Origin of the sequence: Ramlibacter aurantiacus (assembly GCF_016722895.1) — a bacterium.
GTDB lineage: Bacteria > Pseudomonadota > Gammaproteobacteria > Burkholderiales > Burkholderiaceae_C > Ramlibacter > Ramlibacter aurantiacus.
The window spans coordinates 905,231-924,119 of the sequence record NZ_JAEQNA010000001.1 but is presented as its reverse complement, the minus strand read 5'-3'; the positions used below and the strand labels follow the sequence as shown (position 1 = coordinate 924,119).

Genomic DNA, 18,889 nt, shown 5'->3' with positions numbered 1-18,889 from the left:
GCAGACAGTGACGCTTGTCCTAATTTGGCTAGTAGCTCGTTCCTAGCCGCCTCCTAGTTCAACGCCACAAGCGCATGGGTGTCGCTTTGTCGGGTCCTTTTTCGTTCGACATCTCGTTCCTGAATCGGTGCTTCGGTGCTTGCGGCCGGAAACAATCGGGCGTAGGCTGTACCTGAGGCAGAGGGGGGGCCGCCATCGTATTTCTCTGCCTTCTTTGGGCTAATTCAAATGTCATCACACAACAATGCAGATTCTGTCGTGTTCGCGGCAATAGCTGACTTGATCAAGGATAAGACGATCAAGATCACTGAGGACATGCCTTTGATCGGGGGTGATGGTCTATTGAACTCCATGCAACTGGTCGAGCTTTGCCTTTCCTTGGAAGACAAAGCGGCGGAAATGGGCTTCGAGTTCGACTGGACTTCGGACGCGGCGATGTCGAGGTCACGCAGCATGTTCCGGACTGCGGGCGCCCTGACCGAGGAATTTCGTAAACAGATGGATGAGAGCAGATGATCGTCGTCACGGGGGCCAGTAGAGGTCTGGGTCGCGCGGTGTGCGAACGGCTGCTTGCGCAAGGGTTCCCGGTTCTCGGATTGGCCAGGAATGCCGAATCCTTGCCTTTTCCCTCGATGGCGTGTGACGTGTCCTCTCACGAAGAGGTCAGGCGGATTGGCAGGAAGCTGAAGGCGGATCGGGTGACTGTGACCGCGCTGATCAATGCCGCGGGGATAGCTTCCATGAACTTGGCGGTCACCACTCCTGCGCAGGTCGCTGCGAAGATCATCCAGACGAACTTGCTTGGCACCATTTACTGCTGCCAGGTTTTCGCGCCCCTGATGCTGAGGCAAAGGAGTGGCTCGATCATCAACTTCTCCACCATCGCTGTGTCCCTCGGCCTCAAGGGGGAGTCCATATACGCTGCGTCAAAGGCTGGTGTGGAGGGGTTTACTCGCTCTTTCGCGAGGGAGATGGCTGATTTCAATGTCAAGGTGAACTGTATCGCCCCTGGACCCATTGCCACCAGCCTGTTGAGCGGAGTCACCGCGGCCCAGATACGGGACATCGTGTCGCGGCAGATACTGCCGACCCAATTCACACCTGACGCTGTCGCCGATCTGGTGGAACTGCTGCTCGATGAGCGTGGCAATTCCCTGTCCGGGCAGGTGCTGCACGTCGGAGGCGTTTGATGAAGCTATTGGATCGCTTGACCAAGACCTGGGCGGACACGGACAGCCCATTTTTGATTCATTGCGGAACTGAGCTGAAGTTCTCGGAGATCGCAGAGCAGCAGCCAGTGGACCTGTCGTCGATTTCCGCGGGCGATGTGGTCGCCTTGATTGGGGACTTTGATCCGGCATCGATTCTGACTCTTCTGCGTCTGATCGATCTGGGTGTTATCGTCGTTCCTCTTTCAGTCGAAACTGCCCATGAACACGAGTATTTCTTCCAGACCGCTCTAGTCGATGCGGTGATTCACCGAAACAAGGTCGTTCGACGGGAGTCCGGCGCGCGACATGAGCTGGTCGACTCTCTGCGGCAACGCGAGCATGCAGGATTGGTTTTGTTTTCGACAGGGACTACAGGACGTCCCAAGGCGATCCTCCATGATTTGACGCTCTTCCTCCGACGCTTCGAAACGCCGCGGCCCGCGCTAAGGACGCTCAACTTCCTGCTCTTCGACCACATCGGTGGCATCAATACATTGCTTCACACCTTGTTCAATCGAGGTGTCGTCGTGGCTCCGGAAGTCCGTACCGTCGACTCCGTGCTCGATACCTGTCGCAAGTACGAAATCGAAGTGCTTCCAACCACCCCTACATTCCTGCGGTTGATGTTGATGAGCGGAGCCGTGCCGCGGCGCGTCCCTGACTGCCTCAAAGTCATCACCTACGGAACCGAGCGCATGGATCAACCTACGCTGGATGCGCTTTGCGAGTTGTTGCCCAGCGTGGATTTCCGCCAGACATTCGGTATGTCGGAGTTGGGGATTGTCCGCGTGAAATCAGAGGCGCGGAACAGCTTGTTCATGAGGATCGGGGGGGAGGGCGTCGAGACCCGGATTGTCGATAATGTCCTTCAGATCCGCTCCGAGTCGCGGATGCTTGGATATCTGAATGCGCCGTCGCCGTTCGATGCGGCAGGATGGTACAACACCCACGATGTCGTCGAGTCCAAGGGCAGCTACTTCAGGGTCGTCGGTCGAACCAGCGATGTCATCAACGTTGCGGGGCTGAAGTTCATGGCGTCCGAGGTGGAGAGGGTCGCCCTCGGCTATCCCGACCTGACTCTTGTGAAGGCCATCGCAAAACAGAACCCGATCACCGGACAACACGTTGAACTGCTGGTCCAGCCTGCCCCTGGATCTCCTGTTGACTCGGAGCGACTGCTCGCGTTTCTGAAAGGCCGGTTGCAGCCGCACATGATGCCTAAGCGGATTCGCGTCGAGAACATCGCCATCGGACATAGATTCAAGAGGACCTAGCGATGAGGAAGGTGCTCGTGGTTGGCACGGGGGGGCTGGCAAGGGAGTTCGCGTCTCAGTTCTCGGAGGATGCGGATCCAGTCGAGATCGTCGGCTTTTCCAGTTCCAGCTGTGATGAACATGGAACATTCGGGTTGCCAGGCATGCTCTATGCGGGAGACGTTTCGCCCCAGGTTGTCGGCACCAACGAGGCAGTTATCGCGATCGGGAGTCCCTTGGTGAAATTGCGGTTGTCGGAGATGTTGAGGGCATCGGGTTTCGTTTTTCCGCCGATGATTCATTCGTCAAGCTTGGTTTCCACGAAGGCCAACGTCGGTGCCGGCGTCGTGATCGCTCCTCGCTGCGTGATTTCGCCGCAGGTCGAGGTTGGGGAATTCTCGTACATCAACTTCTCTTGTGGCATCGGCCACGACGCGGTGATCGGAAAGTTCGTGCAGATCAACCCTGGCTCTCAATTGGGTGGCCGAGCAACGATAGGCGATGGTTGCTTGATCGGATCTGGTTCAACCATTTTGCAAGGCGTGAGGGTGGGGGCAGGTTCCACGATTGCATCGGGCTCGGTGGTCTTCACGCATGTGGCAGAAAAAGCAACGATGATGGGCAACCCCGCCAAGCGCATGCGAGCCTTGGAAGAGTAGATCCCTGCCTTCTGTCCGACGGACGTTTCGCCTGACAGGACAGTGCGATCTGGCTCACAAGGTGCTTCATGAGCTTGGCCGCCCGGACCCCCCGGGGTTGAGCCCGACGCCAGCTGGGTCGCCTCGCGGGACGCAAAGGCCGGCGCTGCAGCGACTGGGCCGCGTACCCCCTTCCCCGCCGCTGGCCCCCTGTTTTGTAACTTCTGTGATAAATCCACAGTAGAGCTGGGGAGCGCCGTTCGACATTTCGGCTGAGCTGCCGGACTGAGACTCTACCAATCGAGTCGATTACCGTGACGAATTCTGCCGAGCCGTTGCGTAACGACCGCAATGAGAGGGGCTACTGCGCGAAATATCGGTGGGTTCGACGGGTGGGGAGCGCCAGGGCTCCTAAACAAATATTGTTACTCTTGTAGGACATTCACCCGCCCCCTGTCAGTGCTGACCTACTAAAGTCGTGGCTCGCTAGCTGAGCAATTAGCCGACTTTGGGGCGCTGAAGTGCCGTTTTTCTATCTCCCCGAGTTTGGCTGCTCAGTTCATCTTCCACCGGCTCGCATCCGCCTGGGCCCGACAACTCGGAATCATGAAACAAAGCAACCTCATCAAGTTAGCCTCACTCGGATCACTCATCGCTACCATCTCCGCCTGCGGTGGTGGGGGTGACATGGACGCTAATGTGGACGTCGCTTCGGTGGACAGTGCTGCTGTCGCCACAATGGACGAAAAAGCGCGCGAGACTGCCCGAGGCTGGGTGTCCCGTCATGGCACCGCACCCGCACCCGAGCCGGCACCCGCACCCGCACCCGCACCCGCACCCGCACCCGCACCCGCACCGGCACCGGCACCGGCACCGGCACCGGCACCGGCACCGGCACCGGCACCGGCACCGGCACCGGCACCGGCACCGGTGACCTGTGGCGCCCCCCAAGACCAGATCAACGCGGCGGCTCCAGGCTCGACCCTGGACATGAGCGGCTGCTCCCACTCGGGCACCGTGTCGATCAATAAGCCGCTGACCCTCAAGGGGCTGACGGTCTACTCCCCGGCAGGCCGCGCCGCAATCACAGTCACCGCCAGCGATGTGACGCTCGATGGCGTGACGCTGCAAGGCCCGCAATTCCTGTCCTACGACGGGGGTGCCGTCGGCGTCTACGCCTATGGCTCTTCTTCGATGCCTGTCCGGCGCTTCAAGCTCGTGGACTCGGTCATCACCCGCTACGGCAACAGCGGGGTCACGACCAATTTTGTGCACGACGCCCAGATTCTGAGGAACCGTGTAGAGGACGTCGTGTACTCCGGGATCATCCTGCTCTCCGCTCAAGGTGGGCTGGTCCAGCGCAACACCGTTCGTCGAATCGGTGTCTATGGAGCGGCAGTCAACAGCAACAACGCTTACGGCATCACGGTTTCTTCCAGCAGCCCTTCGGTCAATCCGCAGTCCGCTGATGTCGTCGTTGATGGCAACGTGGTGGAGGATGTGCCCACTTGGCACGGGCTGGATACCCATGCAGGAATTCGCATCCAGTTCACAAACAACATCGTCCGAAAGGCTCGGCGCGGCATGTTCATTACAGGCAACAGTGCTGGGCAGCGCAGCTTTGATGTCGTGACGCAGGGCAATCGAATCGAAGCGCCGGTTGAGGCCAGCGACGGACATGGGATCACCTACGTCTTCTCCACGAATGGTAGCGTTACCAACAACAACATCATCGGGTACCCGTCGGGAAGGGAGTTGCTGACGACCTCCAGCGGACTTCCCGATGCCACCGCCATCAACTTGTATGTCAACGGCAATTACAACAATTCGTCGGCTCCGCTGCCAGTGGCGACACCGTAAGGTGAGTCGGGGGCGGATTGCCGATGACCGGCTCGCAGTTCATTGAACTGCGAGGCGACGAGGGCAGGCAGTCATCGAGCCTTGTAGTTGCCGGGAGATCGCTTCAGTCGCTCATGACCGTCCGATCGTGGGAGCGCAGGCGTCTCGGCGCTACCCGGGAGACGATCCGTACCGCCTGCCAGCAAGCGATCGAACGGCCCGGGAGGCGCCAAGTAGGCTTCATCGCGCTGGTAGGTTCGCTGTTTCGAGAAGGCTTGCCCGGCCTTGCGCAGGGCAATCTTCGTCAGCCCCATCGGGCCCTGCATCCTCACCATGTGGACCAGGGTCTTGAGCAGCGAATCAGGGGGATTGGTGGGAATGTCGGCGAACCTCGGCTCCAGCGTGGTCGTGACGGACATCAAGAACCCTTTGTCCTGCCTGAACGCGGTCGGAACGGACTGGGCCAGCGAGTACATCCGCCTGCAGTTCGCAGGGCAGTAGACGGCGGACCACTGGTCCATGGCCTGGTACATCTGCCCGTAGTCCAGCATTTCAGTCAACAGGAATACGAAGTCCCTCAAATCGGTCATTGAGCCGCCGACTGCCTTTTCGAGGTAAGCCTTGGATGCCGCACGCGACTGCGGGGTGCTCTCGTACTGCCACGCAAGCATCTCGTCGATCGAGGAGAACGGGGGCGTTTCCTTGTAGCAGTCGCTCGTCACCAGCTCATAGGCTTGACCGTCGATTTGGGCGGGTGAAACGGTGGACCACGCATCTCGAATCTTGTAATAGAACAGTTCGCCCGGAATGTCCCAGTCCCTGAAAGCCGTGTGCTCCCGGTACGCCTTGGCCGCCTCTGGATGGGTCTTCATGGCCCGCGTGTCGATGACCTGCACATCGTGACCGACGGCCTGCCCGAGCTTTCGCGGCAGGTTGAGGTCTGCGTCCGAGGTGATCCAGTAGGGCTTGCGAAAGGTGAACGCTCGATATTCCACGCCCGCAGCCTGAGCCGCGGCCATGTTTCGGCGACTGTCGGCACCACCGGACAAGGACACGGCCAGCGGGCGCTTCTCGCGCTCTGCGATCGCTTTGATGCCGCTCCTCAGCAGGTCAGCGTACTCGGCGCGCAGTTCGTCGACTGAACCGGAAACGCGGTCGAACAGCGGCGCTGAAGGTTGACTGATCTCTCCCGACACAAGGTTGAGCCACTGCCCCGGCAGGAGCTGCCAGGCGCCCTGGTGCGGAGTGGCGGGGCCGAACGATACGCCACGCACGCGCTCGTCACATCCTGGATAGTGCCTGGCCAGGAGCTTGACGCTGGAGGAGAAGACCTTCGCGCCTGCAAAAGGGCAGTAGAACAGCGCCAGCAGGCCCCCGCTGTCGGTGCAGATGGAGTCGCCGATGATCACGCACCAGCGATTGGCCCATGTGTCGGTGACCCTGCGCAGGCTCTCGCGGGTGATCTCGCCGAGGGCTTGGCTCGGGCGACCCCCTCGGCACTGTATCGGAGCACCTAGCAGCACGACCTTCTCGCCCTTGCGATTGATGTCGTGGTGAACGTCCAGCGATGGACAGTGCGACAGCCATAGCCCCCCCTGCAGTCGCACGGTAATCCAATCACTGTAGACGCGGTAAGGATCGGGTCCGATGAGGAACTGTCGCAGATGGGCGCGTTCATTCATAGAGTCTGGATCGGTATCTGTCTCGCTAGTTCATCACGGCGTGCGCCTTTACCAGGAGTTGCGTGTCCCGGGAAGACGAGGTGAATGCACGCCAACCGGTCCAGAGTGGCGCCGCCATCAATGCGCATGGGGCACGACGGTAGCCTGATCGATCTCATGAGGCCTGGACCCGTACACGCGGGGCGCTGTGTGATGGCGAGCGAACAACATGTCTACTTCGTCAGCAGTTTCCTGCGGGCAACGGTCCTCAGGCCTGCAATCCCACCCTTGCGGGCGACCTGGATCAGTTTCCTGGCATTCTGGATCATCCGCTTTGGCAGAGCGTCTGGGGGATTCGTGGGCAGGCTCGCCAAGCTCGGCTGCAATAGCTCGGTGACGCTGATGAGGAACCTCTTATCCGTCCTTTGTTCGACCGGAGCGGACTGCGACAGGGAGTACATGCGGCGGCAGTTGGCTGGGGTATACAAGACGGCCCACATGTCCATCGCCTGGTTCATCTGTGCGCAAACCGCGTTGTTTGCCAAGAGGCACACGAAGTCCCGAAGGTCCACCATGGACCCGCCGGCTGCAGCGCTCAAGTACCGTTTGGAAGCCGCTCGCGACAATGCGGTGCTGCTGAAGCACCAGGCGAGCATGGCATCCGCTCCCGCGAAGGGCTCGACCTTCTTGTGGTAATAGTGCGATGTCATCTCGTAGGCCTGCCCATCGATTTGAGCGGAGTTGTATCCCTTCCACATGTCACGGATGTAGTAGTAGTAGAGCTCCCCCGGTATGTCCAGTGCTCGAAAGGCCGTGTGCTGCATGTAAATGTCGCGTCGTTCAACGGACGAGGGGGGGTCAACGCGTGCATCGACCGTGTGCACCGGAAAGCCCAGCAGTCGTCCGATCCTGGTTGGGAGCTGAAGGTCTGCGTCTGAAGCATCCCAGTAACGCTTCCTGAAGGTGAACGCCTCGAACGGCACGCCGGCAGAGGATGCCGCGGCAACGTTCCTGCGGCTGTCTGCACCGCCGCTCAGCGAAATAAAGAGGGTCTTTTGTTCGCGCTGGTGGATGCGCTTGAAGCAGTTGCGCAAGAGCGCTGCGTATTCTTCTCGCAAGTCCTCGATGCTGCCGGGAACTTGATCGAACAGCGGCTCGCGGATCTCCTCCACGGTGCCGGTGGCGACATCGAGCCATTGCCCCGGAAGGAGAGCGAAGACGCCGCGTTGCGGCGTAGCGGGTGCGAAGGCTGACCCCCGAACATTCTCGTCGCAGCCGGGAAACAGCTGACCCAGCAAGCGTTGGCTCGACGAGGCGTAGAAGTGCTCGTGGGTGTCACTCGGATAGAACACGGCGAGCAACGCGCCGGCGTCCGTGGCGATCCGCGACCCGCTGATGACCGCCCATCGGTTCGACCAGGTGTCTGTCAGGCGCTTCATGGTGTCCACACTCATCCGCGCCAGTTCCTGCTCCGGCGTCGCCCCATCCGCGCACTGGATCGGCACGCCGAGGAGCATCACGTCCTCGCCGTTCACATTCACTGACCGGTGCACGCACAGGGATGGACAGTGGGAGAGCCAGAGCTGCCCCACCCGGACCGTGACCCAGTCGCTCCGCGCGGCGTAGGGCGCGGGCCCGAACACAAACTGCCGTGTATGCGGAACATCCATGTGACAACTCCTTGGACCGGAGGACCTTCCCATCTCTTTGTAGCCGGCGTCAAGGTGAGTTCTCGCTCGTAGGACGGAATCCAAACGGGACGCCCAGAGCGACTAGTAGCTTGCTCCCATATGCGAACTTCTGACGGTTGTCTATCGTCTGGCCGAACGGCCATGAGCTCTGGTCAGCACGGTCGAAATTGAAATTCTCGCGTGCATTCCCAACGCAAAAGTGATGTTGAACGTTCACCTCTATCCATCGCCGATGTCGAACGAAAGTCGGATATTTCGCGAAGCTCGTGCGCTCGCGGATATGGGTCTGTTTGACCGCGTCGTCTTGGTTGGGGTGGGCCAGGCGGGATTGCATGAAAACGAAGAGATACAGCGAGAAATCAGCATCGTTCGCATAGGCGCACGCAAACCAAACTCGAGCTTACTGCGCAAGGTCCTGAGCACGCTCGGCTGGAGCCTGCGTGTCTATGGCAGATACCGAGGGGAGGACGTCCGATGTGTGAATTGCCACAGTGTCTCGGTACTGCCTTTGAGCGTCGCACTGAAATACGCCACGGGCGCGAAGCTGGTGTACGACCCGCATGAATTGGAAACGGAGGCGCAAGGTCTGGGCGGACTGAGAAAGTGGTTTGCGAAACGCATCGAAAGACTTCTCATCCACCAGGCCGATCAGTGTGTCTTCGTCGGGCGCGCTATCGAGCAGTGGTATGTCAGAGAGTACGGAATTGAACGTTCCACTGTGGTGTACAACTGCCCCGCGCGTGTCACTGCGCTGAACAGTGACTATTTCCGGGTCCATTTCAAGCTGCCGCATCATCAGCGCATCTTCCTTTATCAGGGGGTCATCGCGGATGGGCGGGGGATCAAATCTCTGGTTAGGGCGTTCTCGGGCCTTGCCGATCGCGCGGCGCTCGTCATCATGGGCTATGGACCACTCGCAGGTTGGGTGGCAGAACAAGCAAAGCTGCATGGGAACATACGTTTTCACGAGGCTGTTCCTCCCGATCGCTTGTTGAGCTACACGTGCGCGGCGGACTTCGGACTATCCGTGATTGAGCCGTCGTCGCTGAGCTACGAGTACTGCATGCCGAATAAATTGTTCGAATATCTGATGGTTGGTAAACCGGTTCTGGTTTCTCCAAACGTCGAGCAGAGGGATTTTGTCGAGCGGCATCTGGTGGGCGAGATCGCGGTCGATGTCTCGCCGCCAGCCATCCAGGATGCTGCACGGAGGCTGCTGGACAAGCCACCTGGAGGCTATGCATCGGGAATCAGTGAGGTTCAGCGCTTGTACTGCTGGGAGCAGCAGGAAAAGAAGATGTGCGCCATATATTCCTCGATCTTTCACTCGTCTTCCGCGGTCTATTCGGGTGAGCACATATGATCTCTGTCGTGGATTATGGCGTGGTCAATCTGGGCTCCATGCTCAATATGCTGAAGAAGATCGGCGCCGATGCGCAGATCGTCTCCACTGAAGATGAGATCGCGCGAGCGAAAAAGATCCTGCTCCCCGGCGTGGGGGCATTCGACCAGGGCATGGCTGCATTGACGCGCCGCCAGCTGGCGCAGCCCTTGATCAGGAAAGCGCAAGTAGAGAAGATTCCGGTTCTGGGCGTCTGCCTCGGCATGCAAATGCTTGGGCACAGCAGTGAGGAGGGGCGCCTTCCCGGCCTGGGACTCCTCGACGCCCACACTGCCAGATTCAAGTTCGACGCCGGTAGCAGATCGAAAGTGCCACACATGGGGTGGGGCACCATCCAACCCGCAAAATCAAGCAGACTGATCAAGGGGGTCGACGATCAGTCACGCTTTTACTTTGTCCACTCTTATCACGTGGTCTGCCACGATTCCGCAGACGTCCTGGCCACCACGGAATACGGCTACGATTTCGTGTCGATGATTCAGCGAGGCAATATCTTCGGCGCCCAGTTCCACCCTGAAAAGAGCCATAGGTTTGGAATGTCGCTCCTTCGAGCTTTTGCGGAGTTGTGATGCTACATCCACGTGTTATCGCCTGTCTGCTGTTGCGCCGGGGCGGATTGGTCAAGACCTTGAAGTTCAAGGATCCCCGCTATGTGGGCGACCCGATCAATGCGGTGCGGATCCTGAATGAGAAGGAGGTGGACGAGATCGCATTCCTCGACATCGACGCCACTTGCTCCGGGGTCGGTCCCGACTTCGACTTGCTTGCGGACATCGCCAGTGAAGCGTTCGTTCCGTTCAGCTATGGGGGCGGGATCACCACGGTCGATCAAGTGCAACGGCTATACAAACTCGGGGTAGAGAAAATCGTCATCAACTCGGCTGCCGCGGCGCAGCCGTCCTTGGTCACCGCGGCAGCAGAAATGGCGGGAAGCTCCGGCGTTGTCGTTTCCATCGATGTACGAAAGAATTGGCTGGGCAAATACTCGGTGTTTGTCGAATCAGGGAGGCGCGACCTGAAGCGCAGTCCAATCGACTACGCACGCGAGATGGAGCGCCTCGGCGCCGGCGAATTGTTCCTGACCTCGATGGACAATGATGGAACCATGGCAGGATATGACCTGAATCTGATTCGGCAGGTCTCGGCGGCCGTTTCGATTCCGGTGGTCGCAGCTGGTGGTGCCGGTAATTTGTCGGACTTCAGAGAAGCGGTGCGATCTGGCGCTTCCGCTGTCGCCGCGGGCAGCATGTTTGTATTCCACGGGAAGCACAGGGCGGTTCTGATCACCTATCCTGAATACAGAATTCTTCAGAATTGCTTTACATGACTGCCCGCAGAGATTATCAGCGGTGCACCCGCTGCATCATGGATACCGATGCGGATCGGAGCATCACGTTCGACGGTGATGGTCTCTGCTGTCATTGCAGCCGTTACGACAGCCTCGTGAGTGCTCGAATTTCTCGGGGCGACGCCGCAAAGGAAGCCCTCGGCCGGCAAGTCGAAAAGATCAAGCGCCACGGGAAGGGTCGGGATTACGACTGCATCGTCGGCGTTAGCGGGGGGGTGGATAGCACGTATGTCGCGTATCTGGTCAAGCAACTCGGCTTGCGGCCGCTCGCCGTCCACTTCGACAATGGGTGGAATTCCGAGCTGGCGGTGAAGAACATCGAGCTTGTGTTGACGAGGGCCAAGATCGACCTCTTCACCTATGTCGTGGACTGGAGTGAGTTTCGCGACTTGCAGCTTTCGTTCCTGAAGGCATCCACCCCCGACGGCGATATTCCTACTGACCATGCAATCAGCGCACTCCTTTGGAATGAGGCGGTCAAGCGCGGTATCAGGTATATCATTTCTGGGATGAACTTCGCGACCGAATCGATCAGCGTCCCGGACTGGGCCTATGGGCATTCGGACTGGCGATACATCAAAGACGTGCATCGCCGATTCGGTTCGAGGTCACTCCAGTCTTACCCCCACTTCAGCTTGCCCTATCTTTGTTATATCAATTTGATTCGTCGAGTCCGCGTCATATCGATCCTCAACTACGTCGAGTACGATAGGGCGCGCGCCATGAAGCTATTGCAGGAAGAGCTGGGGTGGACCTCGTACGGCGGAAAGCACCACGAGTCCGTATATACCCGCTTTTACCAAGGGTACGTGCTGCCGAAGAAGTTCGGCGTCGATAAGCGCTACGGGCATCTATCCGACTTGATCAACGCGGGACAAATCACCACGGAACATGCATTGGGCGAGATGATGCGCCCAACCTATCCGGAAGATTTGCAGCAGCAGGATTTGGTCTACGTAACCAAGAAGCTCGGTCTGACGTGCGATGAATTCGATGCCATCATGAAGTCGCCGGTACGCAGCTTCCGGGACTACAGGAATTCGTTCGCGGCTGTCCAGTTGCTGAGGCGGTCGGTCAACATCCTGCGCAGCAAGGGGTTGTATCCCAAGTGAAGGTACTCGTGGGCCGATCACGCCTGGCTTCATCTATACAGGTGAGTTCACGCCTGTTCGATGGAGGACTGCGACTGGAATTTGCCAGCAGGGTCCTTCCCTCATGAGGCATGTGTGGATCCTCAATCATTACGCACTGGAGCCCAGTGGTGCCGGTGGTACCCGCCATTTTCACTTGGCGGAATATCTGGAGGGCCATGGCTGGAAGGCGACCATCATTGCCGCCAGCGTGGAACTCAATAGCGGAAGACAGCGGCTCGCATCGCACGAATCTGCTCGAATAGATTGGTTCGACGGAGTCAGGTTCCTGTGGGTCAGGACCCCTGCGTATGAAGGCAACGGGGCGGGGCGGATGCTGAACATGCTGGCGTACACCGTCATGGCGCTGTTGAGGCGGACGACCCGCGACTTGCCGCCTCCGGACGTGGTCATTGGATCGAGCGTCCACCCTTTCGCAGGAGTCGCTGGAGCGCTGCTGGCCCGTCGCTTCAAAGTGCCCTTTGTTTTCGAGGTGCGTGACCTCTGGCCTCAGACGCTTGTGGACATCGGCCGGCTGCGCGAACGTTCGTTGATGGCATGGACGCTGCGGAAGCTCGAGGTGTGGCTGTACCGACGCGCGGCACGCATCATTGTGCTGCTTCCGCGAGCATCGGAATACATCGCAGCTCTTGGGATACCGGGTCAGCGCGTCGTATGGATTCCGAACGGAGTGAAGCTGTCTCTGTTTCCCAGGACTGAGTCACCGGGCGATTCGAGGTCCCGCGAGGAGTTCACGCTGATGTATTTCGGAGCGCACGGCCAGGCAAACGGCCTGCAGAACGTGCTGGAAGCGATGGCGCAGGTTCAGTCGTGCAGCCCCGCAGGCCAGCGAATCCGCTTGCGGATGATCGGAGACGGGGCGCTGAAAAAAGCATTGGTGTCCCGAGCCGCACAGCTGAGGCTGCAGAACGTGAGCTTCGAGCCTGCTGTTCCGAAGAGTCAGATACCGCGGCTCGCCGCCGAGGCGGACGCATTCGTCATTACCGTGTTGGACCTGCCGAAGCTCTATCACTACGGCATCAGCATGAACAAACTATTCGATTACCTAGCCGCGGAGAGGCCCATCATCATCGCTTCGAACGCGGGTAACAATCCAGTGGCAGACGCAGGCGCGGGATTGACAGTGGAGCCGGATGTGCCGAGTGCGCTGGCTGAGGCGATCATGTCGCTGGCTCGGTTGCCGCACGAGGAGCGTGAACGTATGGGGCGCGCTGGTCGCGCATATGCGGAGAAGAACCATGATTTCCGGCACTTGTCCGGACGGCTGGCAGCAGTTCTCGACGACGTGGTGGAAGGTTATTCCTAGACTTCACTCGTGAAATGAGGGGTCGATCGTCCATGGCGCAGGTGCGCACGAGGGCAGTCAAATTGCTGGTCTCTGGGGTGCTCGTGGCCACCGCGAGCGGGACCGTGGCTTTTTCGTCCATGGCTTTGTGGGCCCTTGAAGCGTCGACGGAATCATCATGGGTGGATCCTGCGGGTGCCCAGGCGTTGGTGGTTCCCGCAGGCGCGCTGTCGCGGGTGCGCCTGGCCGCTGAACTGCACCAGGCGACCAAGCTACCCATCCTGCTGTCCGGCGCGGTCGACAAGAGGTCGCGTGGTGACTCCTCGCATATGCGAGATCTGTTTGAGTCAGGCTACGACATCACCCCCCAATGGTTGGAGGTTCGCGCCAGGACCACCGAGGAAAATGCTGCGTATTCCTCTTGCCTGCTACATGCGAAGGGCATTCACGTCATTGTTCTGGTGACAGACGCCGACCATATGCTTCGGGCCAAGCTGTGGCACCAGTATTACGGCTTCCAGGTGCTGGAGGCGCCCAGCAGCTTCTCGCGTGCTGCAACGACTCTTCGCGACTTCTTCCCAAGCTCGAGTGGGTACTACCGGACTTATAGATTCATACACGAGCTCGGCGGTTTGGCGGAGTACTTTCTCAAGAGAGTTCTTGGAGTGCGCCTCACGTGTAAAGCGGATTTCCCCATTTACCCCGATCGCTCGCAAGCAGACTGGGCAGGCATGACGCCACGTCCGAACGTTGCTGTGTAGAGCGCCGGTGGCGCTCACGAAAGTGACCTGCCTGTGCCCCGGGAGTCTCTTGCAGGATGACCTAGCCAGAAGTTGGCCAGCTGGGCGCGCCCCTGGCTACTTGAGTTGAATCCGACCCTCAGCCGCAGGAGACCTCGACGACGCGCCCGCTCGCGTCGAGCAGCAGGTTCAGCCTCCCGACCCGGTACTCGCGCGTGACCACCTGATCGTGCGTCAGGAAGCGGGCGGTCTCGGCCCCCGACTGGCGGCGTGCCGTCTCCAGCAGTGAAGGCAAGGCTTCCTGCCCAATGGCGAAGCCGGCGGCGGATCGATCGCAGGCATTGGTGGATGGCTCGGCCATGTTCTTGCTTGCAGGTTCGGCGGCAGGTACGGCGGCAGGTTGTGCGCACGCCTGCAGCAGCACGCACGCGGCCCCCGCGACGAAGGCGGGTGGCAGCATCCTCATGAACGCTCCGACCACAACTGCCCGCCCGTGGCCCAGTCCTGCCGCTTGATGTCGAACAGCAGCACGTCCACCGATTCGGGCTTGCTGCCCAGCGTGTCCACCACCGCTTGCGTGAGCGCCCGGACCAGGGCCTTCTTCTGTTCGGGGGTGCGTCCTTCGAGCAGTTCGACGCGCAGCGTGGGCATGTGTCTTCTCCTTGTCTGAGAGGTGTGCGATGGGGTGCGGCGATTATGGTGCGCCATGCCTGCCGCCCGGGGCTCTGGCTGCCTCGGCCGCATTGATAAGATCACCCGCGAGCCGCCGCACCAGGCGGCTTTTCCATGTCGAGAAGGAGAGGGCGCCGCGTCATCGGCTGGCGTCCATTGATGAATTTGTTTGCCATCCTGAGCGCCACGCTGTTCGCGGGGATCGGAAGCGTGTGGATCGCCGCCCTCCTGATGCGGTTGGGGGTGCGCGACCAGGCCGCGCCCAACGAACTGGTCGGGGGCCAGCACCTGCTGAGTTTCGCGGCGGGCGCGCTGCTGGCGACCGCCTTCATGCACCTGCTGCCCGAGGCGTTCGAGAGCGACGCCGGCATCAAGGAACTGTTCGCCGTGCTGCTGGTGGGCGTGGTGTTCTTCTTTTTGCTGGACAAGGCCGAGCTGTGGCACCACGGCCATGAGCATGCGCACGAGGGCGGCCACCACGGCCATCACCACGCCCACCCCGACCACACCGAGAGCGGCGAGCCGCGACGCTCCGGCGGCTGGGCCATCCTCACCGGCGACAGCGTGCATTGCTTCGGCGACGGCATCCTGATCGCGTCGGCCTTCATGGCGGACACGCGGCTGGGGTTGATCGCGGCGCTGTCGGTGATGGCGCACGAGGTGCCTCATCACATGGGTGACCTGGTGGTGCTGCGGCAAACCAGCCGCAACCGGCGCGCGGCGCTGGTCAAGGTATCGCTGGCGGGCGCGGTCACCATGCTGGGCGGCCTGACCGGCTGGTGGCTGGTCGACCGGCTGCAGGACTGGTTGCCCTATTTCCTGGCGGTGGCCAGCAGCAGCTTCGTCTACGTGGCGCTGGCCGATCTGATTCCCCAGCTGCAAAGGCGCCTGACGGCGCGTGCGACCGCCATGCAGGTGGCCTGGCTGCTGGCAGGCATCGGCATGGTGACGCTGGTCAGCTCGCTCGCGCACTGAGCAAGGCCCCGGCAGCCTTCGCGGCCCGGCGGCCGGGCCGTCCTACGCGCCCCCCGCATCCGTCCGACACGGTCCCCCGTGGCTGCGTCCTATCGTTTCGGCCCGCGGCGTGGATGCGGCGCGGACGATTCGACGACACAGCAACCAAGGAGAGATTCATGGCATCACGTGACGACGAGGACCGGGATCGCAGCAGCCAGCAGGGATCGTCCCGCAGTGACTGGGGCAGCGAGCAGCGTGACCGGCAGCAGGGCTCGGGGTCGCTGACCCACGGCTACGGCCACCGCACCGGCGACTTCGGTTCGCAGCAATCGGGCGGCTATGGCGGCTACGGTGGCGGCTCCGACACCCACGGTTATGGCCGCGCGGGGGCTCCGGAAGGCGGCCAGCAAGGTGCCCGCGGCGGGTCCGAGTGGGGCAGCGGCGGCGGCATGGGGCGCGGCGGAGAAGGTGGAGGCTACGGGGGCTATGGCGGCTCCGGTGGCTATGGAGGCTACGGCGGTCACCAAGGCGGTGGCACGCAAGCCGGCGGCTATGCGAGCCAGCAGGGCTGGGGACAGCAGCCGGGTGGCTGGGGCCAGGGCGGACAGGGGCAGGGAAGCTATGGCCCGTCGGGCGGATACGGCGGCGGCTCGGGTGGGCAAGGCTACGGCCAGGCCGGCGGCTATGGCCCGACCGGGGGCTCTGGCCAGTCGTATGGCGGGCAGCACGGCTATGGAAGTCATCAGGGATATGGCCCGCAGGGTTACGGCCAGCAGGGTTACGGCCAGGGCGGGCAGCCGTACGGCGGCGGCCAGCAGGGCTATGGCCAAGGCGGGCAGCCGTACGGCGGCAGCCAGCAGGGCTATGGCCAAGGCGGACAGTCCCAGGGCGGCCAGCCGTACGGCGGCCAGCAGGGGTATGGGCAGCAGGGCTACGGCGGGCAGCACGGCTACGGCGGCCAGCAAGGCTATGGAGGAGGCCAGCAGTACGGCGGCCAGCACGGCTACGGCTCGCAGGGATCGAGCCAGCAGGGCCATGGTTCGCAGGGCCACCACGACCCGGACTACCACCAATGGCGGGAGGAGCAGCTGCGCAGCCTGGATAGCGACTACCAGGCCTGGCGGCAGGACCGCTACCGCCGCTTCTCCGATGACTTCAACTCCTGGCGGCGTTCGCGCCAGAGCGGCGAGAGCCACTCCACGACCGGCGGCAACTTCGGGCCCACGGGCGCACAGACCCAGGTGCAGCGCGGCGGCGGGCCGGACCACCGTGACACGGCCAACCAGCAGGGCGAGTTGCACGGCTCCAGCGGCATGGGTTCGGCGCAGCGCACCATGAGCGGTGCCGAAGGTGGCACACAGCCATCGGCTTCCTCGGGTGAGGCGAGCCCGGGCTCGGGCAGCCCGTCCGGCACCAGCTCATCAAGCTCGAGCGGCGGATCCGGCTCGACCTCCGGAACGCGGAAGTAACCGCGGCTGATCCGCGGCGCATCCCGCGGATCAGCGCACCGAGTAACCCATCACCCGCCACTTGCCGTCCGCATCGCGGACGGTGGTGACGGTTTCCTGCGCGTCCGCCTTCTTGTCGAAGCGAGACGCGAAGAAGACGGTGACGTAGTCCCCGTCGGGCCGCCCCTGCAGCTGGTTCTTGTGGATCGCCTGCAGCGGCTTGCGGTCGATGAGCGCGCCCAACGGCGCGCGGACCTTGGGGATGCCGTCCATCCAGTTCGCCAGAGGCACGCTGCTGCGAAAGCCCGTGGCAGCGGTGTCCCAGGCGGTGCCCCAATCACGCCGGTCCAGCAGCAGCAACCAGCCCGCGGCGGCCTGCTGTCCGGCCTGTTCCATGGCCTGCACGTCTTTGCCGGCGGACGCGGCTTCGGCCGCAGCGGGCGTGGCGGTCGGCGAGGGTGCGGGTGAGGGGACCGGTGCGGGTGCGGGTGCGGGTGCGGGTGCGGAAAGAGTCGGGGAGCCGGCTCGGGACGGTGCACTGCCAGGCAGCTTGAGCTGCGCCGAGGCGGCGGTGGTGAACAGCAGGGCCGCGAGCAGGGCGGCGGGGTGCGGGCGAAGGAGGCTCATGGCCCGGAGTCTAGGGTCAACCCGATTCCGCCTGTGCCAGCAGGTCCGTGAGCCGCCGCGCGCCGACCTGGCCCTGGTCCTCCATGTTGTTGTTGAAAAGGACATGGACGGTGCCGACTTGCCGCGCCAGGCCCTGCAGGCGCGGCACCAGCTCGCGCAACTCGTCTTCGCTGTAGCGGTAGTTGAAGCGATCGGCGGCCGAGCGGGCGCTACGGATGTTCCAGGTGGCGGTGTTGCGGCCGTGCAGCCGAAGCAGGGCCACGGCGGGGTGGGTCACCTCCCACACGGCCGGAACGGTGTTCTCGAAGCCCTGCGGCGCATCGACCACCGTGTGCACCACCTGCAGCTGCCGCTCGAGCTCGAGCGTGCGGGCGGCATGTCCGCCCGCGAACCAGCTGGCGTGGCGGAACTCGCACGAGACCAGCTGCCCGCCCATGCGGCCCACGCACTCGCGCACGTGGGCCAGTCCCTGCCGGTTGAACTGGATCCAGGGCGCGAACTGGAAGTGCACCGTGCCGAGCTTGCCCGCCGCCCGAAGCGGTTGCAGGGCCTCCATGAAACGAAGCCAGAGTTCGTCCTGAAGCTCGGGCGGGACTTGCCGCCAATACAGTGGCTCGGGTGGGGCCCCGAGCGCCTGCCGGATGTCCGGTGGCAGCACGGCCAAAGGCGTCTGGTGGCCGGTGAACAGGCGGAAGGCCTTGACGTTGAACTCGAAGCCCGGCGGGGTCCGCTCGGCCCAGGCCTGCGCGGTCTGTGGCACGGGAATGGCGTAGTAGCTGGAGTCGACCTCCACCAGCGGAAAGCGACTGGCATAGAAGCGCAGGCGCTCCTCGGCGGTCATCGACTTGCGCGGGTAGAACCGGCCGCAGTCGATCAGCGACTTGTCGGTCCAGGAGGCCGTGCCGACCAGGATGCGGGACATGGGCCTGATTAGAGCGCAGGCATCGACCTCGGCTCAGCTGAGCC

General features: G+C 61.9%; 19 protein-coding genes. 13 read left to right on the top strand and 6 right to left on the bottom strand.

Annotated elements, in window-relative coordinates; translation table 11 throughout:
• Positions 1–228 precede the first annotated feature (228 nt).
• The 5 genes from JI739_RS04295 to JI739_RS04275 all read left to right on the top strand — a co-directional run bounded on the left by JI739_RS04295 (position 229) and on the right by JI739_RS04275 (position 4,962).
• On the top strand, positions 229–516 hold the full coding sequence (locus JI739_RS04295) for a hypothetical protein (protein ID WP_201682583.1): 288 nt from the start codon (positions 229–231) through the stop codon (positions 514–516).
• Entirely contained in the window at positions 513–1,190 is a 678-nt protein-coding gene (locus JI739_RS04290; protein ID WP_201682582.1) for an SDR family NAD(P)-dependent oxidoreductase, read from the top strand. Before JI739_RS04295 ends, JI739_RS04290 begins: the two co-directional genes overlap by 4 nt.
• Entirely contained in the window at positions 1,190–2,485 is a 1,296-nt protein-coding gene (locus JI739_RS04285) for an ANL family adenylate-forming protein (RefSeq protein WP_201682581.1), read from the top strand. The genes JI739_RS04290 and JI739_RS04285 overlap by 1 nt, the downstream gene beginning before the upstream one ends.
• 2 nt (positions 2,486–2,487) lie before the next feature.
• Entirely contained in the window at positions 2,488–3,123 is a 636-nt protein-coding gene (locus JI739_RS04280; protein ID WP_201682580.1) for an acetyltransferase, read from the top strand.
• 585 nt (positions 3,124–3,708) lie between these two features.
• Positions 3,709–4,962, top strand: a complete 1,254-nt coding sequence (locus tag JI739_RS04275; RefSeq protein ID WP_236589055.1) for a right-handed parallel beta-helix repeat-containing protein — start codon at positions 3,709–3,711, stop codon at positions 4,960–4,962.
• 71 nt (positions 4,963–5,033) lie between these two features.
• Here the strand turns inward: JI739_RS04275 and JI739_RS04270 are convergent, their stop codons facing one another.
• Both JI739_RS04270 and JI739_RS04265 read right to left on the bottom strand, forming a co-directional pair.
• Positions 5,034–6,623 carry a hypothetical protein gene (locus JI739_RS04270; protein ID WP_201682578.1) on the bottom strand — a complete coding sequence of 530 codons (1,590 nt, stop codon included), beginning with the start codon at positions 6,621–6,623 and terminating at the stop codon, positions 5,034–5,036.
• A gap of 212 nt (positions 6,624–6,835) precedes the next feature.
• Positions 6,836–8,272 carry a hypothetical protein gene (locus JI739_RS04265; protein WP_201682577.1) on the bottom strand — a complete coding sequence of 479 codons (1,437 nt, stop codon included), beginning with the start codon at positions 8,270–8,272 and terminating at the stop codon, positions 6,836–6,838.
• A gap of 223 nt (positions 8,273–8,495) precedes the next feature.
• Between JI739_RS04265 and JI739_RS04260 the strand changes: the two genes are divergently transcribed.
• From JI739_RS04260 to JI739_RS04235, 6 genes are all read left to right on the top strand, one after another.
• Positions 8,496–9,656, top strand: a complete 1,161-nt coding sequence (locus JI739_RS04260; RefSeq protein WP_201682576.1) for a glycosyltransferase — start codon at positions 8,496–8,498, stop codon at positions 9,654–9,656.
• Positions 9,653–10,264: an imidazole glycerol phosphate synthase subunit HisH gene (hisH, locus tag JI739_RS04255; protein WP_201682575.1), complete on the top strand. Its 612-nt coding sequence runs from the start codon at positions 9,653–9,655 to the stop codon at positions 10,262–10,264. The genes JI739_RS04260 and hisH overlap by 4 nt, the downstream gene beginning before the upstream one ends.
• Complete coding sequence (locus JI739_RS04250; RefSeq protein ID WP_201682574.1) at positions 10,264–11,022, top strand: AglZ/HisF2 family acetamidino modification protein; 759 nt, start codon at positions 10,264–10,266, stop codon at positions 11,020–11,022. Before hisH ends, JI739_RS04250 begins: the two co-directional genes overlap by 1 nt.
• Positions 11,019–12,155 carry an N-acetyl sugar amidotransferase gene (locus JI739_RS04245; RefSeq protein ID WP_255520162.1) on the top strand — a complete coding sequence of 379 codons (1,137 nt, stop codon included), beginning with the start codon at positions 11,019–11,021 and terminating at the stop codon, positions 12,153–12,155. Before JI739_RS04250 ends, JI739_RS04245 begins: the two co-directional genes overlap by 4 nt.
• 103 nt (positions 12,156–12,258) lie before the next feature.
• On the top strand, positions 12,259–13,500 hold the full coding sequence (locus JI739_RS04240; RefSeq protein WP_201682572.1) for a glycosyltransferase family 4 protein: 1,242 nt from the start codon (positions 12,259–12,261) through the stop codon (positions 13,498–13,500).
• Positions 13,501–13,532: 32 nt separating this feature from the next.
• The gene (locus JI739_RS04235) at positions 13,533–14,240 is read left to right on the top strand and encodes a YdcF family protein (protein ID WP_201682571.1); all 708 of its coding nucleotides are present in this window, start codon (positions 13,533–13,535) and stop codon (positions 14,238–14,240) included.
• Between the two features lie 118 nt (positions 14,241–14,358).
• Here JI739_RS04235 and JI739_RS04230 read toward each other — a convergent pair whose 3' ends face one another.
• Together JI739_RS04230 and JI739_RS04225 are read right to left on the bottom strand one after the other, a co-directional pair.
• Complete coding sequence (locus JI739_RS04230; RefSeq protein WP_201682570.1) at positions 14,359–14,685, bottom strand: I78 family peptidase inhibitor; 327 nt, start codon at positions 14,683–14,685, stop codon at positions 14,359–14,361.
• Complete coding sequence (locus tag JI739_RS04225) at positions 14,682–14,927, bottom strand: 4-oxalocrotonate tautomerase (protein ID WP_201682569.1); 246 nt, start codon at positions 14,925–14,927, stop codon at positions 14,682–14,684. Before JI739_RS04225 ends, JI739_RS04230 begins: the two co-directional genes overlap by 4 nt.
• Positions 14,928–15,050: 123 nt before the next feature.
• Between JI739_RS04225 and JI739_RS04220 the strand changes: the two genes are divergently transcribed.
• On the top strand, positions 15,051–15,866 hold the full coding sequence (locus JI739_RS04220; protein WP_201682568.1) for a ZIP family metal transporter: 816 nt from the start codon (positions 15,051–15,053) through the stop codon (positions 15,864–15,866).
• Between the two features lie 158 nt (positions 15,867–16,024).
• On the top strand, positions 16,025–17,317 hold the full coding sequence (locus tag JI739_RS04215; protein ID WP_201682567.1) for a hypothetical protein: 1,293 nt from the start codon (positions 16,025–16,027) through the stop codon (positions 17,315–17,317).
• Positions 17,318–17,347: 30 nt separating this feature from the next.
• Here JI739_RS04215 and JI739_RS04210 read toward each other — a convergent pair whose 3' ends face one another.
• Together JI739_RS04210 and JI739_RS04205 are read right to left on the bottom strand one after the other, a co-directional pair.
• On the bottom strand, positions 17,348–17,923 hold the full coding sequence (locus tag JI739_RS04210) for a DUF4019 domain-containing protein (protein ID WP_201682566.1): 576 nt from the start codon (positions 17,921–17,923) through the stop codon (positions 17,348–17,350).
• Between the two features lie 16 nt (positions 17,924–17,939).
• On the bottom strand, positions 17,940–18,845 hold the full coding sequence (locus tag JI739_RS04205) for a DUF72 domain-containing protein (protein WP_201682565.1): 906 nt from the start codon (positions 18,843–18,845) through the stop codon (positions 17,940–17,942).
• Between the last annotated feature and the right edge of the window lie 44 nt (positions 18,846–18,889).

Excerpts from the sequence above, each read along its gene's own strand:
- JI739_RS04230 (WP_201682570.1), bottom strand. The coding sequence starts at position 14,685 with ATGAGGATGCTGCCACCCGCCTTCGTCGCGGGGGCCGCGTGCGTGCTG.
- hisH (WP_201682575.1), top strand. The coding sequence starts at position 9,653 with ATGATCTCTGTCGTGGATTATGGCGTGGTCAATCTGGGCTCCATGCTC.
- JI739_RS04215 (WP_201682567.1), top strand. The coding sequence starts at position 16,025 with ATGGCATCACGTGACGACGAGGACCGGGATCGCAGCAGCCAGCAGGGA.
- JI739_RS04275 (WP_236589055.1), top strand. The coding sequence starts at position 3,709 with ATGAAACAAAGCAACCTCATCAAGTTAGCCTCACTCGGATCACTCATC.
- JI739_RS04285 (WP_201682581.1), top strand. The coding sequence starts at position 1,190 with ATGAAGCTATTGGATCGCTTGACCAAGACCTGGGCGGACACGGACAGC.
- JI739_RS04235 (WP_201682571.1), top strand. The coding sequence starts at position 13,533 with ATGGCGCAGGTGCGCACGAGGGCAGTCAAATTGCTGGTCTCTGGGGTG.
- JI739_RS04280 (WP_201682580.1), top strand. The coding sequence starts at position 2,488 with ATGAGGAAGGTGCTCGTGGTTGGCACGGGGGGGCTGGCAAGGGAGTTC.
- JI739_RS04210 (WP_201682566.1), bottom strand. The coding sequence starts at position 17,923 with ATGAGCCTCCTTCGCCCGCACCCCGCCGCCCTGCTCGCGGCCCTGCTG.
- JI739_RS04205 (WP_201682565.1), bottom strand. The coding sequence starts at position 18,845 with ATGTCCCGCATCCTGGTCGGCACGGCCTCCTGGACCGACAAGTCGCTG.
- JI739_RS04270 (WP_201682578.1), bottom strand. The coding sequence starts at position 6,623 with ATGAATGAACGCGCCCATCTGCGACAGTTCCTCATCGGACCCGATCCT.
- JI739_RS04265 (WP_201682577.1), bottom strand. The coding sequence starts at position 8,272 with ATGGATGTTCCGCATACACGGCAGTTTGTGTTCGGGCCCGCGCCCTAC.
- JI739_RS04295 (WP_201682583.1), top strand. The coding sequence starts at position 229 with ATGTCATCACACAACAATGCAGATTCTGTCGTGTTCGCGGCAATAGCT.
- JI739_RS04225 (WP_201682569.1), bottom strand. The coding sequence starts at position 14,927 with ATGGCGCACCATAATCGCCGCACCCCATCGCACACCTCTCAGACAAGG.
- JI739_RS04260 (WP_201682576.1), top strand. The coding sequence starts at position 8,496 with ATGTTGAACGTTCACCTCTATCCATCGCCGATGTCGAACGAAAGTCGG.
- JI739_RS04240 (WP_201682572.1), top strand. The coding sequence starts at position 12,259 with ATGAGGCATGTGTGGATCCTCAATCATTACGCACTGGAGCCCAGTGGT.
- JI739_RS04220 (WP_201682568.1), top strand. The coding sequence starts at position 15,051 with ATGAATTTGTTTGCCATCCTGAGCGCCACGCTGTTCGCGGGGATCGGA.
- JI739_RS04245 (WP_255520162.1), top strand. The coding sequence starts at position 11,019 with ATGACTGCCCGCAGAGATTATCAGCGGTGCACCCGCTGCATCATGGAT.
- JI739_RS04250 (WP_201682574.1), top strand. The coding sequence starts at position 10,264 with ATGCTACATCCACGTGTTATCGCCTGTCTGCTGTTGCGCCGGGGCGGA.
- JI739_RS04290 (WP_201682582.1), top strand. The coding sequence starts at position 513 with ATGATCGTCGTCACGGGGGCCAGTAGAGGTCTGGGTCGCGCGGTGTGC.